Raw genomic sequence first — 19,284 nt, 5'->3', positions numbered from 1 at the left:
TGTATTTTTTTGTAATATATACTAATTTTTGGATTATAGAAGATAAATCGTTTGACTCTAAACAATAAGGTAACCATAATGGTTACACGAATAATTTATTAAAAAATTTGAACAAACTATCAACATATCCACAAATAGGAGGAACAAAGATGAAACATGTAATCGTTTATGCACATCCAAATCCACAGAGCTTCAATCATGCGATTTTAGAAACTGTAAAAGGGGAATTAGAAGAAAAAGGGCATGAAGTACGCGTTCGCGATTTATATGAATTAAACTTCAATCCGATATTAGGGTCCTCTGATTTCGTCTCATTTTCTCAAGGTAATACACCAGAGGATATTCAAGAAGAACAAGAACATATTACTTGGGCTGACAGCATCACATTTATTTATCCAGTTTGGTGGGCAGGACTTCCAGCGATCTTAAAAGGATATGTTGACCGCGTGTTTAGCCACGGCTTCGCCTATGCTTACGGTGAAAATGGTATCGAAAAATTATTAAGTGGTAAAAAGGGATTATTATTATCCACAATGGGGAATTCAAAAGATGCTTATACAGCAAGCGGTATGTTTGATGCAATGAAGAAAACGACTGATGCTGGTATTTTTGAATTTACAGGAATCGAAACGTTAGAGCACACATTCTATACGAGTGTCCCTTCTGTAGATGATAACGTACGTAAAGAGTATCTTGAAGAAGTAAAAGAAGTTGTAAATCGTTTGCTAGTGCAAATATAGTTTTTAAATAAAAACGACACTCACAATGAGTGTCGTTTTAACATCCACATATAGCTAGTACGAACAAGAAAAACAGAATAATGACGAGGGATATTCCGAGGTTAAATTTAATTGTATGATCCATATCCTTCTCCTTTTCTATTTCCATGCAAATCCGTTTTTATTTTCCAACACATGAGTCGCTACTATAAAAAAATAAAAGGTTACCTACACTCGTTCTCTCCTCTTATTTTCAATCGGTATATAATAAACGATAATTATGTGTTAATTGTTTCAGAATTTTTTATTTCGCTAGCATCTATTTCTGTTTCACTTACTTTGTTTTTGTTGAAAAGAAAATATGAACCTACAACCATAATAGCAATGAGCATAGTAAGCGCTAATTGGGAACGCATGGATTCAATAAACGCCATAGCAACTAAAATAGCAACAATCCCTAGTATCGTCACATAGGTCAGATAAGGAAATAACCACATTTTAACCTTAAGTAATTCAGGATTTTTACGTTCTACCTTTTTGCGCATCCGTAAATGTGAAAAGGCGATGACGAGATAAACCAATAATGCAATTCCTCCTGAAGCATTAACTAAAAATAAGAACACTTTATCTGGAGAAATGTAATTAAAGATTACACCTATATAGGCAAAAAACGTTCCAAATAAAACAGCATGAACCGGTACACCATTTTTATTTAACTTTAAGAATACTTTTGGCGCATCTCCTGTTTTAGCCATTCCATATAACATACGTGAGTTCGTGTATAATCCAGAATTCAAACAAGAAAGGACAGCGGTTAATACGATAAGATTCATGATTTGAGCTGCTGCTGGTATCCCTACATGTTCAAGAACAGCGACAAATGGACTTTTTAAAAGATTAGCGGAATTCCATGGGAGCAATGTAACAACAACCGCAATCGAACCAATAAAGAATACAAGAATTCGCCAAATGACACTGTTAGTAGCAATTCGAACTGCTTTTGACGGCTCAGCCGATTCACCCGCAGCCATAGCTACAATCTCAGTACCCATAAAAGAAAAAATCACGACTGTAATCCCCAAAAGGATCGTACTGATACCATTTGGCATAAATCCGCCTTGACCGGTCAAATTAGAGAGTCCTGGCGCTTCAACTCCTGGCACTAGCCCGAAAATAACAGAAAGGCCAAGTCCAAGAAATAAAATAATGGCTACAACTTTAATAAGTGAAAACCAATACTCAAATTCACCGAATGATTTGACAGAATAAATATTAGTGAGGGTTAATAACACCGTTAATATTAGACTCAAAAGCCAGGCTGGAATATCCGGAAACCAATATTGAATATTGGCCGCTCCCGCTGTTGCTTCAATAGCAATAACAATAACCCAAAAGAACCAATATAACCAACCTATAGTATACCCAGCCCATGGCCCAATCGCTTCACGTGCATAAGTAGAAAAAGAACCACTAGTCGGATTGCTGGAAGCCATTTCTCCTAGCATTCTCATAACAAAAACAACAAGCAGTCCAGCAAGTGCATAAGATATGATAGAACCAGGCCCGGCAGAATGAATAACCGCACCGCTTCCCATAAATAACCCTGCCCCTATAACTCCTCCGATAGAAATCATAGTAATATGACGAATTTTCAAATCCTTTTTTAAGTGACTCTCGTTATGGTTCAATATTTCACGCCCCTTTGTTACATACTATTTTTCTTCCAAGTTAACTGATTCGATTTTTTCAATATCAAAAAATATTCCCGAATTATTTGTTATAGAAGGTATACTTAGATATTCATCGACAGTATAAACATTGTATATATCAAAGCTAATTGAAATATAAACAAATTAAAAAACTAAAAATATTAACTAAATATTCAATTAATTATAACCAAAAAAATATTAACACAGCAAAGTATATATTGAAACCTGAATCAGTGGAGACTCCCTCTCCACTGATTACCAATCCCGACAAACCTAGCTTTGACAGATCTTTATCTCCTGTATAGCGTTTGTCGCATAAACACAAATATATATTTTTCAGTTATTTTCATTGAATCGCTGCTTCATTTTGTAATATTATAACTGAATTATAGCTTCCTTTATAGTTTTGACAATAAAGGAAAAGTCATCCTCTGTAATACTTAATGGTGGAGAAAGTTGTAAAATATTATTATATCCCGCAACTGTGTCACCATTTTTACCAATAAGGAGACCTTTTTCTTTACAGATGCCCATAACTTTATTTATCTTCTCAACGGCAATCGGTTCTTTCGTTTGCTTATCTTCCACTAGTTCAATACCTAAAAGAAGCCCTTTCCCGCGAACATCTCCTACATTAGGATGCGCCTTTATATCCTCTAGTTCACGTAATAACCGTTCACCTAGTTTTCTAGAACGCTCGATAAGATTTTCATTTTCCATAATTTCTAAGTTCTTTAAAGCTAATGCGCAAGCAGCAGGATTTCCTCCAAACGTATTTACATGGCGGAACCGATCATATTCTTCACTTCCAGCATAAGCTTCGTAAATCTCTCTTCTAACTGCTGTTGCCGATAGCGGAAGATATGCACTTGTGATACCTTTCGCCATTGTAATGATATCAGGCTTGACGCCATAATGCATATATCCAAATGGTTTTCCTGTTCGTCCAAATCCGCAAATAACTTCATCACAAATAAGTAGTGCACCATGTTTCTCACAAATTTCTTTTACTCTTGTCATATATCCATCAGGAGGCATTAAAATTCCCCCTCCAGTAATAATCGGTTCCATAATGACCCCAGCTACCGTTTGGCTTAACTCCCATGTCATAACACGATCGATCTCTTCCGCACTTGCAAGTGTATTCACATCATCTGGATTACGATATATGTCTGGCGGTGCTACATGAAGAAAACCTTGGCCCAATGGTTCGTATTTATACTTTCGTTGCGCTTGACCAGTTGCCGCTAGAGCTCCCATTGAATTTCCATGGTAAGCGCGATAGCGAGATATAAACTTGTAACGTCCATAATCTCCCTTTTGCTGGTGATATTGACGAGCAATTTTGAATGCAGTTTCATTCGCTTCCGATCCGCTGTTCGAGAAGAAAATAACATACTCATCCCCAAGCCATTCATTTAATTTTTCAGCTAATTTAATAGCTGGGATATGGCTTTGCGATAACGGAAAGTATGGCATTTCCTCAAGCTGTTCAAAAGCTGCTTTCGCCAGTTCCTTGCGGCCGTATCCAACATTCACACACCAAAGTCCGGACATCCCATCCAAATAACGATTTCCATCAATATCCGTTACCCATGCTCCTTCTGCTTTTTTGATGATTAAGTTCGATGGGTTAGGAGCCGCTCCTCTCATCGCATGCCAAAGGTACTTTTCATCCGTTTTTTGTAAATCCTTTATTTGTTCCGTTGTTTGCACAATCATCATCCCCATTCCATCTAGTTATGAGTTTAATTTACTTGTTTAATAACGAGCAGTAAGCATTTTCTTACGAGTATAAAACTCTACGCCATCTTTTCCATTTGCATGTAGATCGCCATAAAAAGATTTCTTATAACCTGAAAATGGGAAAAATGCCATCGGAGCCGGTACTCCAAGATTAACTCCAAGCATCCCTGCATCAATTTCTTCACGGAATTCACGGATTGCTTTCGCGCTATCACTATACAAACACGCACCATTTGCAAATTCAGATTTATTTGTAAGTTCAATTGCTTCCTCTAAGCTTTTTACTCGAACAATGGATAATACAGGAGCAAAAATTTCGTCTTGCCAAATTTTCATTTCTGGTTGTACGTTATCAAAAATCGTAGGTCCCACAAAGTACCCTTGCTCATTTCCTGCATCTTTTCTTCCATCACGTATAAGTGAAGCTCCTTCATTTTCACCTATTTCAATATACTGGATCGCACGCTCTTTATGGGACTTACGAATGACTGGTCCGAGGAACACATCTTCCTCTATACCATTTCCCATTTTAATTTCATCAGCCGCTACCTTAAGCCTATTTATTAGCTCATCTGCAATATCTCCAACTGCAACGACAACTGAAGCTGCCATACAACGTTCACCTGCTGATCCAAATGCAGCACCGATAATATTGTTTACAGCGTTATCCAAATCAGCATCTGGCATAACAATAGAATGGTTTTTTGCTCCTGCAAGAGCTTGTACACGTTTGCCGTTAGCCGCTGCTGTTTTATATATATACTCCGCTACAGGTTGAGAACCAACGAAGGATACCGCCTTCACATCCTCATTGTCAAGAATGCCATTCACAACATCATGCGCACCATGTACTATATTTAATACGCCATCTGGAAGACCTGCCTCTTTAAACAGTTCAGCTAAGCGATTCGCCAACAACGGTGTTCTTTCAGATGGTTTTAATATAAACGTATTTCCACATGCAATTGCGAGTGGGAACATCCAACATGGAACCATCATAGGAAAGTTAAATGGTGTTATTCCTCCAATTACTCCGATTGGATAACGATACATCCCTGACTCAACCCCCGTAGCAATATCCGGAAGCTGTTCTCCCATCATTAAAGTTGGGGCACCTGCAGCAAATTCAACACATTCAATTCCCCGTTGTACTTCGCCGTAAGCTTCTGTATAACTCTTTCCATTTTCTAAAGTGATGAGTCTAGCTAACTCTTCCCAATTTTCAACTAATAACTGTTGATAACGAAATAGAATACGAGCACGCCGCGGTACAGCAACCTTTCTCCACGTTTTGAATGCTTCTTTAGCGGCTACAACAGCTCTATCTAAATCTTCTCTACTTGAAAGCGGTACACGAGCAATAACCTCTCCCGTTGCTGGATTTGGTATTTCTTCAACTTGTTTGCTTGTGGATTCTATCCACTGTCCACCAATATAGTTTTTTAATGTTTGTACATCTTGGGTTACTGCCATAGTGAACCCTCCTATTTTGAAATAAATACCCTATACGTTCATTATATTAATAAAAGAAAGCGCATTCAGTAGACGATATGTAAATTTATAAGCATAAATTTCGCTACATTTTGTGTAACACCAAATGTAAAACACACACATTGTCTACAATAAAAAAAGAAACCATAAAATAATGGTTTCAACATACTTTATCTCGAATTGGAAGCAAATAGATACTCATGAGCAGTAATGGCAAATTCTATCGCTTGTCGTTTATAAGGATTCATAAAATCTTTTCCTAATAGCTCTTTTAACTTTTGGAGTCGTTGATAAAGGGTCTGACGAACAATATATAAACTAGTTGCAGTTTCTTGCTTAGAACCATTGCATTTAAGATAGACTTTTAATGTTTCCATTAACTTTCCATTGTTTTGCTGATCATAAATCAGTACAGGCTCTAAATAATCAGAGATAAAATCGGCAAGTACTCCTTGTTCGTTTGCAATTGATATAAGCCGAAAAATATATAAATCTTCATAAAAGTAACTAAAGCATTCCTTTGGCATTTTCTCTTGAATGATCAACGCCTCTTGTGCCGTGTGATAACTCTTCTTTACATCACTTAACTGATCACTAAACTTTCCAATACTAAATTTAATTTGGGCGAACTTTTGATCCTCAACCAATTGGTTTTGTATATCATTTATTCCCGCTTCTATTCTCGGTCTCCAATCATGATTTTTTCGCTTGTTTAACAATATAAAAATCATTTGATTTTTCCTTATAGTAGATAAAAGAAAGAAACCATGTGATTGAAAAACGGAACGGAAAAGTATTTTTAAATGGGTAATTTCTGAGTTCTTTTCATCTAACTGATCAATTTTAAAGAGCAAAACAACACATCCATTTGGCTGAAGACTAGAATCAAAATCAGAGAGGTGCCTGTATATTCGTTCTTCACTATGTGATCCCTCTAACCATTTTTGAATCCATTCCGTTTCTTTCGTCTTTCTCCGTTCTTCAACATATAATACACGTAACATATTTTGTGCTAGCGCTGTGGCACTCCGGCCTAAAATAAGTGATTCAAATTCTGTAATTGAATCCGATTCGGAAATTATAATTAAATCGGCGAATTTCTGATTCAAAGCTTGTATAGGTTGATGGGCAATATTCATGTGCCTTTTTATATTTTTCCCTTTCAAAATTTGAAGAATTTTATCCCGTTCTTTTGATGTTTTTTTGGATATAATTTGAGGTTCACCTTGATTTGGAATAAAAAGAACTGTCATTTTCAAATAATTATGTATTAACTTTAAGATTTTCTGCTCCGAATTCGATGTAAGAAGTAGCTGATTTAACTGATGAGAGTACTCTTCCAAATCCGAAATCATCTGGTAATGTTTTTTTATTAAAAGAGTATGTAAATCTTGTGTAATGTCAACAAATCGCACTTTATTATCAAAAGCAATTAACGGAAAATCATGTTGATTAGCTAATTCTATAATTTCTTCTGGAATGCTAGGTATATATGTTCCTAATTCAATACAAAGTCCAGCAGCCTTAGAATCTATAAGCTGTTTAAAAAATGAAAGAAACATCTCTTTATTTTCTTTCCATCCAATCCCTGTAGAGAGAATCAATTCATTTCCATTTAAAAGCTGTTCAATTTGATCTATTTCCATAATATGAACCCATTTCACAGTTTTATAAAGTCCAGATTTTCCTGCTACTACTTTTGCATCCCTAAAATTTCTATTCCCTAATATCTCTAGTACTGATAATTTAATGTTAGAGTTCATTGTTACTTTACACCTCTTTAGATTTTAAGCATGTTTTACTCTTTAATAAAATTCTACATTTCTCTTACAAATCATCTTTTTTGAAATTTTATAAATTTTCCATCACTAATTGTAACCATTTATACAAATATAAAATATATTGGATTTCCTATATTAAAAAAGCAGGCAATCTAAAAGATTACCTGCCTCCTATCACATCTTCTCAATCCACTCCGTTAAGTTATGCACAACATATGTTGGCTGCACATCATATTCTGTTAACTTCTCCACAGATGTGACTCCAGTGTGGACAAGAAGTGTATGCATACCTGCATTGATCCCCGCTAAAATGTCAGTATCATAGTTATCCCCAACCATTAAAGCTTCTTCTTTCGCCATGCCAAGTACTTTTAATGCTTGCTCCATAATAATGGATTCTGGTTTGCCGATGAAGATTGGTTCTACACCTGTGGATACTGTAACAACAGATGTTAGTGAACCGTTCCCAGGTAGTAAACCACGCTCAGTTGGAATAGCAATGTCTCCATTTGTTGAAATAAATGTCGCGCCATTACGCACTGCAAGACAAGCTTTCGCTAGCTTTTCATATGTAATTTCGCGATCTAATCCAACAACAACGAAGTCAGGATTTTCATCCACAAGCTTAAATCCTTTTTCCACAAGTGCATCATGCAACCCTTCTTCACCAATCATATAAACAGACGCATCTTGTTTACGTTCATAAATAAAGTTCGCTGTTGCCATACTCGTTGTAAATACCTGCTCTAGTTTAGCTGGAATATCGAAACGAACAAGTTTCTCAGCAACTTGTTCTGGTTTACGTGTTGAATTATTTGTTACAAATAAATATGGAATATCGCGCTCCTGCAAGGCTTTTACAAAATCACTCGCTTCTTCAATTTGTTCTTCACCGCGATACATTGTACCGTCTAAGTCGATTAAATAACCTTTATACATCTATGTCCCTCTCCTTTTGTCCTATCGTTCATACACTTCTTATATTAACCACTTTTCCCAAAGAAAAAAACGCTTCTTCTAAAAGCGTCCCATAACGTTCATTTTTTCTCTTGTATGTGATACGAACAGTGACAATCACCATCGCACATATTTGATAATACCTTCACATTTCCATCAGAAAACAATCGCTTATACATATTTTCTTCCTCCAAACAAAGCTGTGGATATTTTTCAGCAACAGCCTTTAATGGACAATTTTGTTTTTGTAATATGTATGAGTTTTCTTCCTCCTGCTTCACTTGTACCATATATCCATTTTTCTCTTGAATAACGGCAACTTCCCGAAGCTTCTGCCATACATTTTCTTGACGACTGATTCGTTGTTGTAATTGCTCCTCCACCCGATTCGTCCTGGTCTTTAAGATAGCATTTACAAGCGTTTCATCACCAATTTTCTCTAAGTCCTCTAACATCTCTAAAGCAAATTGCTTATAATCTTTTGGAAATAAATCTTCTCCTTTTTGACTTAGGCCGTATACATATGTTGGTCTACCAACGTGCTGGCGCACCATTTTGGATTGAATAACTTCTTCTTTCTCAAGCTTACTTAAATGCCGACGTACTGCCATCTCCGTAATCTCTAAAGATTCAGCTAATGATCCAACGGTTTGTTCACCATTTCTTTTTAAGATCTGCACAATCTCTTCCTTTGTTGTACGAGCTTGCCCCATTGCTCACCCCTTCTTCCTATTGACCTATGATAAAAAGTAGAAGATCCCCAAAAGGTGATTGGGGATCTTCTTACATTTATTCTGCTACGAATGCAGATACAGGTCCTAATTCCTTTTCTAAATAACGACGAATATTCGCAGGGTATTTCTGTACCACAGCGATTTGTCTTTGAATCGTTGTATATAATTCCTTATGGTTCATTTGAATATAATCTTGCATAAGCATTTTACGAAGAAGAATCACCTCTTTAATTCCTTTTCCTTCTTCATCACTTATGACTTTTTCGTCCATTAAAATATCAATAATATCTTCATAACTTCCTGGATCACGCATAATAAATCCATCTATCATTGCATTTCCAACATCTAATATGCAATCCATGATAAGATGCGACATACGCTCTAATGCGTAATATTCAAAAGGCGTTTCATATTGCTGCTTCTCTTGAAATGTATCTACTGCTTGTTCTAAACATGTTAACATTTGTTCTATTTTTTTTCTGTCTACAAAGTACATGAATGTCACCCACCTAGAAATAAAAGCATTTATATTTCAATTGTAACCGTTTCCCTTGAAAAAATCGACAATTTTTCGAATTCACCTTTTCCTCGTTATTTGTTATAGTTATAACTGTATGATTTTTGAAATTGGAGGAATGTCACCTTGGAACGTGAACTCGCATTAGAAATTGTCCGTGTAACAGAAGCAGCAGCCTTAGCATCCGCGCAATGGATGGGCCGCGGAAAGAAAAACGAAGCAGATGATGCAGCAACTACAGCTATGCGCGATATGTTTGATTCAGTAAACATGGCAGGTACTGTTGTAATTGGTGAAGGAGAACTTGATGAAGCACCAATGTTATATATTGGTGAGGAACTAGGAACAGGTAACGGTCCAGAAGTTGATATTGCCGTTGACCCACTAGAAGGTACAAACATTGTTGCAAAAGGTCTTGCAAACGCAATGGCAGTTATCGCAATCGCAGATAAAGGAAACCTTCTTCACGCTCCGGATATGTACATGGAAAAAATCGCGGTTGGTCCAAAAGCAGCTGGTAAAATTAGCTTAGATGATCCAATTGAAAAAACAATTGAAATTGTAGCAGAAGCAAACAATAAAAAAATTCGTGACCTAACGGTTATCATCCAAGAACGTGAACGTCATCAAGATATTATTGACCGTGTTCGTGCAAAAGGCGCACGTGTAAAACTATTTGGTGATGGTGATGTTGGTGCGTCAATCGCAACAGCTCTTCCTGGAACAGGTATTGATTTATTCGTTGGTGTTGGCGGCGCTCCAGAAGGCGTTATCTCTGCAGCAGCACTAAAATGTCTTGAAGGCGAAATGCAAGCACGCTTAATTCCAATGAATGAAGAAGAAGAAGCACGTTGCCGTAAAATGGGATTAGACGATCCTCGCCAACTTCTTATGTTAGATGACTTAGTATCTGGTGATGACGCAATCTTCTCAGCAACAGGCGTATCTGCTGGCGAGTTATTAGATGGTGTAAAATTCCTTGGCGGAGATTTAGCAGAAACATATTCTATCGTTATGCGTTACAAAACAAGAACAGTACGCTTTATTAAAACGCATCACCATTTAGATCATAAGCCTCACTTAAACTTAGATATTTAAAAAAGGAGCCATGTGTATGGAAGAACGTTTCTTTCTTTACGACGACACAGTCGATACAAAAACACGTTTCGTTAGCTTTATGGGAGAAAATGAGCGCCACGATTTAGCGCTTTTATATTCCGATCGTCATTACGGTAAAACAATCGTCCTTGATATGCAGCGCAACAAATTCGCAATCATTGGAACCGACGATTTAAACGAACCCGGCTACTTAGAGCACGCATTTTCTGTCTCTGAAGAAATTGCAGAGGAACTACGCTCATTCTTATTCGAACTTATATAAAGTGAAACTTTAATCCGTGGGGGCTTTATCCCCCACGGATTATTAGTTGAACCAATCGGGCCTTTACGGGCAGTTTATCTCCCACCTAACTTCTTTGCTCCCGCCGAATTTTGAGGTGGGAGGATTACTGCCCGTTAGTGCGGGATAAATACAAATTGAAAAACTGACATACAACCATTTTTTAGGTGGGAAGAGAGCGTCCAGCGATGGATAGAAGCGGTCAGTGCCTTTTTTGGCCCCATGCCTAGTGAGAACAAAAGGAAAAAGCGAGTGGAGATGTTCTTTTGTTTTCATAGCCGCGACTTAGGTGCTTGAAATCGACATGGGTATATGTTGGAAAATTAAGTTGATATATGTAATAAATTTTGAATTTTCTATCTTTTGTGTTATACTTAAAAGCAAATCTATTTGGAAGAAAGGACGTCTACTACGTATGCCAACATTTACTTTGTAATGGATCAGCAATTGAATAGCATTACTCTCAAAAAAGCTATGCGCTTTATCAAGGGAGTAGTCTGTTCATTTCCCATTACAAAGGAACGTAACGCATCTGTAGTATGATGTTGTACGGAGGTTCCTCTTAAGGGAACCTCTTTTTATTTTTATCTATTTCTTCCCTATTCATACTGCAAAACATCCAAATAGCTGTATTACGTTCCTTTACCCAATATATACGAGGTGAAGGAAAATGCAGAAAGTACAACTTTCTTGGAATTTATATGAAAATGAATTTGAAACGACAATCGAAAAACATTGTAAAAATTGCGGGCATACCACCCTTTTTATTGATACAAATATTCGCAGGCATAACGCAAATGGAAAGAACATTTACCGCTTTGCTATTTATAAATGCCCGAAAGGCCATACGTGGAATAAAAAACTTCACATTTATAAATCGTTTTCTGATCATGTGGAAACGATTGATGTATTTCAAAAAGATGAAAACGAAATGACCTCTACCATTTCCATTATGCAATATAAAGAAAATGGTACTACAGAAATAACCATTGTATTAGAAACAGTCCTTGGCTCCCATCGCATTGACAAAGCTTTATCAACATATATTTCAGATTGGAGTCGTACTTTGATTGTAGACAGAATAAAGAACGGACACATTCAGTTAAACGGACAGAGAATGAAACCAAATACAATGCTTTCTGAAGGTGACCTTATTTCAATTTGCTTGTAGAAAAACTCCTCTTACATCTACGTAAGAGGAGTTTTTTTACTTCTTCACTTTTCGTAATACAAAGTGTGCACAACCAAAATTACAGTACTCATATAAGTACTCCGATAAAGTGCTAATTTTCGTATCATATGTCGCACGTTGATTACTATCATCAAAAAATCCGCGTAATCTGAGTTGATCGTATCCCCAGTCACCAACGATATAATCATATTTATTTAAAATTTCTGCGTAGCGCTCTTTAAATGCTTCTTCACGAAAACCGTCACGATAGTCTTTAATTACTTCGTACTGAACATTATTAATGTTCACCGTAGCATGAATCTCTTGCTTTTGCTCCATCACTAACTTCCTTTCTAAGCATTCTTCTTTTTATCGTATCACAAAGCCTAACAACCAACAATTTCAAATACAAAAAATTGAAAAGTAGTAAATGCTATGGAGAAGGAGGTGATACATCGTGAAAAAACAAATAATACTCTCTCTTCTCACCCTTTCCTTATTTGCAGGTTGCCAAACAGCAAATAAAGCAGAAATGGAACGTGAGGAAGGCAGCCGTGTTCTTGTTTCCAATAAAAACGACATGTATCATACAGAAAATCCAAACACAAGGCTCACGAGAGTCGGCTACTCCTCTAAACAAAAAGACGAGGTATCTAACAAGCAAGTAGGCGCAATTAACCGTGAGAAAGTAGCAGAAATGATTACAAACATGACCGTACAACTTCCTGACGTCACAAATGCCGCTACGCTTGTAACTGATGATGAAGTATTTGTTGTATACCGCCCAAATACTTCAGACCCTGCGTTAGTAGCAGATCAAGTATATAAAACGGCCCTGTCCATCGTTCCTCGCTATTATAAAGCATATGTATCAACAGACCAAAAATTGATTACACAAATTCAAGGGCTGCAATCTGGTACATTAAACAATAAGGAATATGAGCAAAGCCTTGATATGTTAAAACGCGAAATGAGCAAAAATCCGCATTTAAATAATAGTCAAAATGCTACACTAAATGACATGATTAAAAAATAAAAAAGATGGCGGCTGCCCACTTAGGGCAACCCCATCTTTTTATTTTTTACGGTTATCTGCGTATATTGCCATTGCATCACACATAAACTGTGCTAATCCTTCTCCAAACTGATCAATATTTTTTGTAAAACGTTCATCATCGACATACATTTGTCCTAACCCTTTAAACGCCTCTAATGAATATTGACCAAAGTTTTGCAAATAATCATACCATACTTGGATCGCTTCTTGCGCCTCTTTAGAATCAGGCGCACCGTGCCGAAGTGTAGCAAGATTTCTATAAATGTTATTAAACTCTTCTTGCTTTTCCTTAGACATACCAGTAGCTGCTTTATTTGCCTTATCCACAGCTTCGTCTCCCCATCGTGCACGTGCTTCCTCTTCATATGGGTTATGACTAAAATCAAATCCTTCAAATTTTTCTTTATTCGTCATTTCAATCTCTCCTTTTGTATGCAGAATCGTCTTATCAATTGTCGCAATCACTTTATCTAGTCGAGCGCGCTTTTCAAGTAACATTTTCCGGTGCAACGTAAGCGCCTCTTGCCTGTCAAAAGAAGGACTATTGATAATTTCTTTAATCTTCTTTAAAGGGAAGCCAAGCTCTTTAAAAAATAAAATTTGCTGTAATAGCTCTAAGTTTTCATTGGAATACAGACGATAACCGGACTCTGTCGTTTCGTCTGGGGTTAAAAGCCCAATTTCATCGTAATGATGTAGTGTGCGCACACTAATACCAACTAAATCGGCTACTTCTTTTACTCTCATTGTCATTATTTCGCCTCCCTTAATACATACAATAAAGTATTACGCAACGTGAGAGTCAACAGAAAAAATCCTTTTTTAATACCTATATTTTTGTTAAGGTAAACGATTCCCCTAATTCCCTGTATAATATATATAAATCCATTTTGATTTGCTGGCATATAAGTTTCGGCTATGAAGAAAAAAGGTACTGACTGCTTCTACGCACAGATGGATGCTCTCTCCTATCTAAGAAGAAGGGGTTATGTTGTTTTTATCCATTTTGTTTTTCCACCATATCATTCGTGGCTATGAAAACAAAAGAAGATCTCCACTCATTTCCTCCTATTGTTCTTATATGGCATGGGGCGAAAAAAGGCACTGACCACTTCTACGCATGGTCGGATCTCCTCTCTCCCCTAAAAAAGGGGTATAATTTAGATTTATATAAGAGTACATACATTAGAAAGTGGTGAAAAATATGATTTCAAATGCGGTAATTACTAGTATGATTTTGCAACTGACGATTTCGGTTCTCGTCCCCATTATCGTGCTTATTTATTTTCGAAAAAAATATCATATAAACTGGAGAGTTGTTGGTATTGGTGTTCTTATCTTTATCGGATTTGCGCAAATCCTTGAAACACCTTTTCACGTATTTATGCTTGGGAACCCTACGACATCTGAGTTATTAAAAAATCCATTTCTTTATGCCCTATACGGTGGACTCACTGCCGCTATCTTTGAAGAAGCAGGGCGATTCATTGCCTTCTTCTACTTACTGAAGAAATTCCGGGAATATAAAGATGGTTTAGCGTACGGAATTGGACACGGAGGAATTGAATCTATTTCAATTGGAGCGCTAGCTAGTCTGCAAACTCTATACTTTGCTATTTCAATTAACAATGGGAGTTTTTCAAAACTTATTGAAAAGGCCCCTCAACTCAGTCAATTGCAAGATTTATTACTTAGTACTCCTTCCTATCTCTACCTACTTGGTGGCTTAGAAAGAATCTTAGCTCTTGTCTTACAAATCGCCTTCTCAATGCTTGTATTATACGGCGTTAAACATAAGAAATATATTTTTGTTATATATGCCGCCTTGTTCCATGCATTTATAGACTTCTTTGCAGCTCTTTATCAGAAACAAGTTATCAATATATTTGTTGCAGAAGGAATTACTTTTATTTGTGCAGTTGCCGCCTTCATTCTCATTCGTAAAATGAAAGACAAACTGACAATTGAACCAGAAAAAAACTAAGCCTACTTGAGCTTAGTTTTTTTGTATAGAGGATTTTTTTTCCTTTTTGTCGAAGTATGTATCGTCAACTTGAACAAATGAGGGATGAATTTTGAAAAAGGTTATTGTTGTACGTCACTGCTCAGCTACTGGACAAGAGAGAAATGCAGCGTTAACAATTGCAGGCGAGGAACAGGCGCAATTCCTTGCTGATGTTCTTATGCAGAAGAACTTGCAAATAGAGTCCATTATTTCAAGCCCTTTTACCCGAACGATTCAATCTATTGCACCATTTGCATTGCGCGCAAATTTGCCAATTAAAGAAGACGAAAGATTAGCAGAGCGCATATTGAGCAATGCTCCATTAGACGATTGGCTACAAAAACTAGAATATACGTTTACAAATATAGATATTGCCTTTTCAGGTGGAGAGTCAACAAAGCAGGCGATGGACCGCGGTGCATCGCTTATTCAAGATATTTTACAACAAGAACAACAAGTAACATTACTTGTTACACATGGAAATTTATTAACACTCCTTTTAAAATACTTTGACGATCGAATTGGTTTTCTAGAGTGGAAAAGCTTAAGCAATCCCGATATTTATGAAATTACAATCGATGAACAAACGACAATCCACAGATTGTGGGGGACATAATATCCCTTTTGAATGCATTCAGTTGACATCGCGAGAAGATGCACAACATGCTCCTTGTGCCTTCACAACATACGGAGCTTTTTACAATGGAAAATTTTTGACACATGAAATTTTAAGTGCGAAAAAATTTAAAAAAGTGATGTTGAATATGCAACAAATATAGAAAGGGGTATCACCAAAATATGTACGAAGAAGTTATCTCTTTATTACATAAAACAAATGCCTCCTACGAAAAATTTGAGCACGAACCTGTTCTCGATTACGAGACAGATCGAGTCGTTCGTGAACGTCTCGGCTTGCAAGGGGCTCCTAGTAAAAGTTTATTTTTAAAATCAAAATCTGGATCCTATTACGTGTTCTTCACACTGGAAGGAACTCGTCTCGAGAGAAATGAAATGAAAGAACTCACTGGAGAACGCCTATCAATTTGTTCACCTGATGAACTAAGAGAACAAACAGGCTGTATTCCCGGATGCGTGGCACCATTTGGTTATTCACAGGATGTAACGATTATTGTGGATCATTCCATCTATGTCTATGACAAAATTTTAATTACACCTGGTGTTCCAGAATTTACAATTGAATTATCCACAGAAGAATTAAAAAAGATTTTATCCACATGTCAAAATACTGTTTTAGAATATAGAAAAACAAATTGAAAAATCCAGGTAAAACATTTCTTTTAGATGGGAGAGATCGTCCTGCTGTGGATAGATGCGGTCAGGACCTTTTTTCGCCCCATGCCATGTGAAAACAAAAGGAATTAACAAGTGGAGATTCCCCTTTTATTTTCATAGCCACCGCTTGTGTTTCAGCAAATCCATATGAATTTATATCGAAAAGAGAGCTAAATTTAGCTCTCTTTTTAGTGAGCACCCGAGCCCGACATATTCAGTACGATAACCCCACCTATAATAAGAGCAATTCCAAGAGCAGTTTGCCACGTGAAGACATCTTTCCAAATAAGTACACCAATTAATGCTGTTAAAGCTGTTCCTACTCCTGACCAAATGGCATAAGCCGTACTCAGTTGGATGTGTTGCAGCGATTTTGACAGAAAGAAAAATGCTGAGGCAAAACCTAATACTACTCCTATGTTTGGAAGCACTTTTGTAAAACCATTTGATACCTTTAACATCGTTGTCCCAAATACTTCACTTACAATCGCAATCGCTAAAAATAAAAAAGCCTTCATAAGATTCCCCCTAAAAAAGAATCCCTCTTAGCATTCTCACTAAGAAGGATTTTTTACAATTATTTTGCTGCTGCTGTATTTTCTTTTGCAGAACGTACTTGCTCATCTGCATGATAAGAAGAACGAACAAGCGGACCAGCTTCACAGTGGCTAAACCCTTTGCTAAGTGCAATTTCTTTCAGCTCAGCAAATTCAGCTGGTGTGTAGTATTTAATAACTGGTAAATGCTTTTTAGATGGTTGTAGATATTGTCCAAGTGTTAAAATATCCACATTGTTCGCACGTAAGTCGTCCATTGCTTCAATTAAGTCTTCTCTTGTTTCACCTAGTCCCACCATAATGCTAGATTTAGTTGGAATATCAGGTTGCATTTCTTTTGCACGACGTAAAAACTCTAATGAACGAAGATATTTTGCTCTAGCGCGAACTCGGTCAGATAATCGACGTACTGTTTCAATGTTATGGTTTAAAATATCTGGTTTTGTATCCATTAACATTTTTAAGTTTTCTTCTACCCCGCCCATATCAGATGGTAACACTTCAATAGACGTGAATGGATTTTTACGACGAACAGCGCGTACTGTTTCAGCAAAAACAGCTGCTCCGCCATCTTTTAAATCATCACGTGCAACCGCTGTTATAACAACGTGTTTTAAACCCATTTGTACAACAGAATCTGCTACGCGTTCTGGTTCTTGTAAATCAAGCTCTGTTGGTAAGCCTGTTTTAACCGCACAAAAACGACAAGCACGTGTACAAACCGCACCTAAGATCATAAATGTTGCTGTTTTTCTTACTGCCCAACATTCGTGAATGTTTGGACATTTTGCCTCTTCACAAACGGTATGAAGCTGCTTAGAACGCATCATTTTCTTTAAGCCTGTATAGTTTTCATTTGTATTTAACTTAATTTTCAACCATTCGGGCTTGCGCTTATATTCTGTTTGTTTTGCCATGTTATCAACTCCGCACAATATGAAATAGTTTACCGTGTTCGCTTCTTTCAATGTAACATATCTATTCTAACGTATGAAAGCGATTTGCTCAAATGAAGATTCCAAGAATTTTTACCAATGATTTACTATAATGAAATATCTCGTATATCCCACACTAAAAAGAGTGATGTTGTGAAAGGAGTTTATTTTCATGCTTCGAAAGATTGCCCTATTTCTTTCTATTTACTTTTTTCTTGGGCAAGGTATTGCCTATGGTGAAGTGGATCAAAATCAAATTTATGAACAGCGCATGACATTATATAAGGAAACTGAACAAAAGACTAATATTCCCTGGTATTATGTAGCCGCAATTGATCAATATGAACGTAACATTCGTAGCGTAAGAAAAGATATTCCGAAAAAACCTGATGCCGTCATATCCATTTACTTTAAACCAGAAATGTGGTCTGGCCCTGCCAATGCCACTTATAATGATACATTGCCCCATACGATTTCTCTCTTTGGCGGGATTGGTTTAGATGGCGATACAGACGGATTTGCAAATGCAAATAACGACCGAGATCTTTTGCACACAATGGCAACTATTATAAAGAAGCAAGGGACTTCAGAAGACCGTATTAAAATTATGCTGTGGGAATATTATAGACGCGCAAAAACGGTTGAATTAATTACCGAGTATGCTCGCATCTATAAGCACTATGATCGCATTAACTTACAAGGAAATGCTTTTCCTCTTCCTGTTTATAGCGATAATAGCTACCGTAGTACATTCGGTGCTGGTCGCAGCTTTGGCGGAAGACGTATTCATGAAGGCACCGATATTTTTGCAGGACATGGCGTACCAGTAAGGTCTACCTGCTATGGCATTATCGAAACAAAGGGCTGGAATCGCCTCGGTGGCTGGCGCATCGGTATTCGCGATTTATATAACAATTATCATTATTACGCACATTTAGGCGGATTTTCGAAAGACATACAACTTGGGCAAATTGTCGAACCAGGAAAAGTCATTGGCTTCGTTGGTAACACAGGCTACGGCCCTCCTGGCACATCTGGGAAATTCCCTCCGCACTTACACTTTGGTATGTATAAAGACAACGGCTATACAGAATGGGCTTTTGATCCATATATGCATTTAAGTTTGTGGGAGCGAAAAGAACGCGCGAATTTAAAAAACAACCGTAGCTAATTGCTACGGTTGTTTCCTTTTAGATTCTATAATGTTTTTTCA

Annotated in this window: 20 protein-coding genes and 1 pseudogene; 10 read left to right on the top strand and 11 right to left on the bottom strand. The window is 37.0% G+C overall.

Annotated elements, in window-relative coordinates:
• Nucleotides 1–149: 149 nt before the first annotated feature.
• On the top strand, nt 150–740 hold the full coding sequence (locus HRG09_RS18900) for an NAD(P)H-dependent oxidoreductase (RefSeq protein WP_174102414.1): 591 nt from the start codon (nt 150–152) through the stop codon (nt 738–740).
• Between the two features lie 257 nt (nt 741–997).
• Here the strand turns inward: HRG09_RS18900 and gabP are convergent, their stop codons facing one another.
• The 7 genes from gabP to HRG09_RS18865 all read right to left on the bottom strand — a co-directional run bounded on the left by gabP (nt 998) and on the right by HRG09_RS18865 (nt 9,633).
• Nucleotides 998–2,407 carry a GABA permease gene (gene gabP, locus HRG09_RS18895; protein WP_187427833.1) on the bottom strand — a complete coding sequence of 470 codons (1,410 nt, stop codon included), beginning with the start codon at nt 2,405–2,407 and terminating at the stop codon, nt 998–1,000.
• 396 nt (nt 2,408–2,803) lie between these two features.
• Nucleotides 2,804–4,159, bottom strand: coding sequence for an aspartate aminotransferase family protein (locus HRG09_RS18890; RefSeq protein WP_174102413.1), 1,356 nt, complete (start codon nt 4,157–4,159; stop codon nt 2,804–2,806).
• 30 nt (nt 4,160–4,189) lie between these two features.
• Nucleotides 4,190–5,647 (bottom strand): CoA-acylating methylmalonate-semialdehyde dehydrogenase, encoded by a 1,458-nt coding sequence (locus HRG09_RS18885; RefSeq protein ID WP_174102412.1) that lies wholly within the window; start codon nt 5,645–5,647, stop codon nt 4,190–4,192.
• Between the two features lie 188 nt (nt 5,648–5,835).
• Nucleotides 5,836–7,428: a PucR family transcriptional regulator gene (locus tag HRG09_RS18880; RefSeq protein WP_174102411.1), complete on the bottom strand. Its 1,593-nt coding sequence runs from the start codon at nt 7,426–7,428 to the stop codon at nt 5,836–5,838.
• Nucleotides 7,429–7,620: 192 nt separating this feature from the next.
• Nucleotides 7,621–8,385 (bottom strand): TIGR01457 family HAD-type hydrolase, encoded by a 765-nt coding sequence (locus HRG09_RS18875; protein WP_174102410.1) that lies wholly within the window; start codon nt 8,383–8,385, stop codon nt 7,621–7,623.
• Nucleotides 8,386–8,483: 98 nt separating this feature from the next.
• Entirely contained in the window at nt 8,484–9,116 is a 633-nt protein-coding gene (locus HRG09_RS18870) for a helix-turn-helix transcriptional regulator (RefSeq protein ID WP_174102409.1), read from the bottom strand.
• 76 nt (nt 9,117–9,192) lie between these two features.
• Nucleotides 9,193–9,633, bottom strand: a complete 441-nt coding sequence (locus tag HRG09_RS18865) for a DUF86 domain-containing protein (RefSeq protein WP_174102408.1) — start codon at nt 9,631–9,633, stop codon at nt 9,193–9,195.
• Between the two features lie 147 nt (nt 9,634–9,780).
• On the opposite strand from HRG09_RS18865, the gene glpX reads away from it, so the two are divergent.
• The 3 genes from glpX (at nt 9,781) to HRG09_RS18850 (ending at nt 12,224) form a co-directional block, all read left to right on the top strand.
• Nucleotides 9,781–10,752, top strand: coding sequence for a class II fructose-bisphosphatase (gene glpX, locus HRG09_RS18860; RefSeq protein ID WP_174102407.1), 972 nt, complete (start codon nt 9,781–9,783; stop codon nt 10,750–10,752).
• 16 nt (nt 10,753–10,768) lie between these two features.
• Complete coding sequence (locus HRG09_RS18855) at nt 10,769–11,035, top strand: DUF3055 domain-containing protein (protein ID WP_003208880.1); 267 nt, start codon at nt 10,769–10,771, stop codon at nt 11,033–11,035.
• Between the two features lie 688 nt (nt 11,036–11,723).
• On the top strand, nt 11,724–12,224 hold the full coding sequence (locus HRG09_RS18850; RefSeq protein WP_174102406.1) for a S4 domain-containing protein: 501 nt from the start codon (nt 11,724–11,726) through the stop codon (nt 12,222–12,224).
• Nucleotides 12,225–12,260: 36 nt separating this feature from the next.
• Here HRG09_RS18850 and HRG09_RS18845 read toward each other — a convergent pair whose 3' ends face one another.
• Nucleotides 12,261–12,563, bottom strand: a complete 303-nt coding sequence (locus HRG09_RS18845; protein WP_174102405.1) for a YutD family protein — start codon at nt 12,561–12,563, stop codon at nt 12,261–12,263.
• Nucleotides 12,564–12,681: 118 nt separating this feature from the next.
• Here HRG09_RS18845 and HRG09_RS18840 point away from each other — a divergent pair, with 118 nt between their 5' ends.
• On the top strand, nt 12,682–13,260 hold the full coding sequence (locus HRG09_RS18840; RefSeq protein ID WP_174102404.1) for a YhcN/YlaJ family sporulation lipoprotein: 579 nt from the start codon (nt 12,682–12,684) through the stop codon (nt 13,258–13,260).
• A 39-nt stretch (nt 13,261–13,299) separates the two neighbouring features.
• Here HRG09_RS18840 and HRG09_RS18835 read toward each other — a convergent pair whose 3' ends face one another.
• The gene (locus tag HRG09_RS18835; protein ID WP_174102403.1) at nt 13,300–14,034 is read right to left on the bottom strand and encodes a MerR family transcriptional regulator; all 735 of its coding nucleotides are present in this window, start codon (nt 14,032–14,034) and stop codon (nt 13,300–13,302) included.
• A gap of 451 nt (nt 14,035–14,485) precedes the next feature.
• Between HRG09_RS18835 and HRG09_RS18830 the strand changes: the two genes are divergently transcribed.
• From HRG09_RS18830 to HRG09_RS18815, 4 genes and pseudogenes are all read left to right on the top strand, one after another.
• Entirely contained in the window at nt 14,486–15,265 is a 780-nt protein-coding gene (locus tag HRG09_RS18830; protein WP_174102402.1) for a YhfC family intramembrane metalloprotease, read from the top strand.
• A gap of 91 nt (nt 15,266–15,356) precedes the next feature.
• Entirely contained in the window at nt 15,357–15,902 is a 546-nt protein-coding gene (locus tag HRG09_RS18825; protein WP_174102401.1) for a histidine phosphatase family protein, read from the top strand.
• A pseudogene (locus HRG09_RS18820) lies at nt 15,898–16,065 on the top strand (YoaP domain-containing protein); the annotation flags it as partial. The gene HRG09_RS18825 and the pseudogene HRG09_RS18820, both read left to right, overlap by 5 nt.
• Before the next feature lie 19 nt (nt 16,066–16,084).
• Nucleotides 16,085–16,561 carry a YbaK/EbsC family protein gene (locus HRG09_RS18815; protein WP_174102400.1) on the top strand — a complete coding sequence of 159 codons (477 nt, stop codon included), beginning with the start codon at nt 16,085–16,087 and terminating at the stop codon, nt 16,559–16,561.
• Nucleotides 16,562–16,767: 206 nt separating this feature from the next.
• Here the strand turns inward: HRG09_RS18815 and HRG09_RS18810 are convergent, their stop codons facing one another.
• Nucleotides 16,768–17,097 carry a DMT family transporter gene (locus tag HRG09_RS18810; RefSeq protein ID WP_174102399.1) on the bottom strand — a complete coding sequence of 110 codons (330 nt, stop codon included), beginning with the start codon at nt 17,095–17,097 and terminating at the stop codon, nt 16,768–16,770.
• A gap of 59 nt (nt 17,098–17,156) precedes the next feature.
• Complete coding sequence (gene lipA / locus HRG09_RS18805) at nt 17,157–18,053, bottom strand: lipoyl synthase (protein ID WP_174102398.1); 897 nt, start codon at nt 18,051–18,053, stop codon at nt 17,157–17,159.
• Nucleotides 18,054–18,243: 190 nt separating this feature from the next.
• Here lipA and HRG09_RS18800 point away from each other — a divergent pair, with 190 nt between their 5' ends.
• A complete protein-coding gene (locus tag HRG09_RS18800; protein ID WP_174102397.1) occupies nt 18,244–19,242 on the top strand; it encodes a M23 family metallopeptidase in 999 nt (332 codons plus the stop codon).
• The last annotated feature ends 42 nt before the right edge of the window (nt 19,243–19,284 follow it).

Origin of the sequence: Bacillus sp. Xin1, assembly GCF_013314535.1 — a bacterium.
Lineage (GTDB): Bacteria > Bacillota > Bacilli > Bacillales > Bacillaceae_G > Bacillus_A.
Note: the sequence above shows the minus strand (reverse complement) of the source record. Positions and strands in the feature narration are given on the sequence as shown.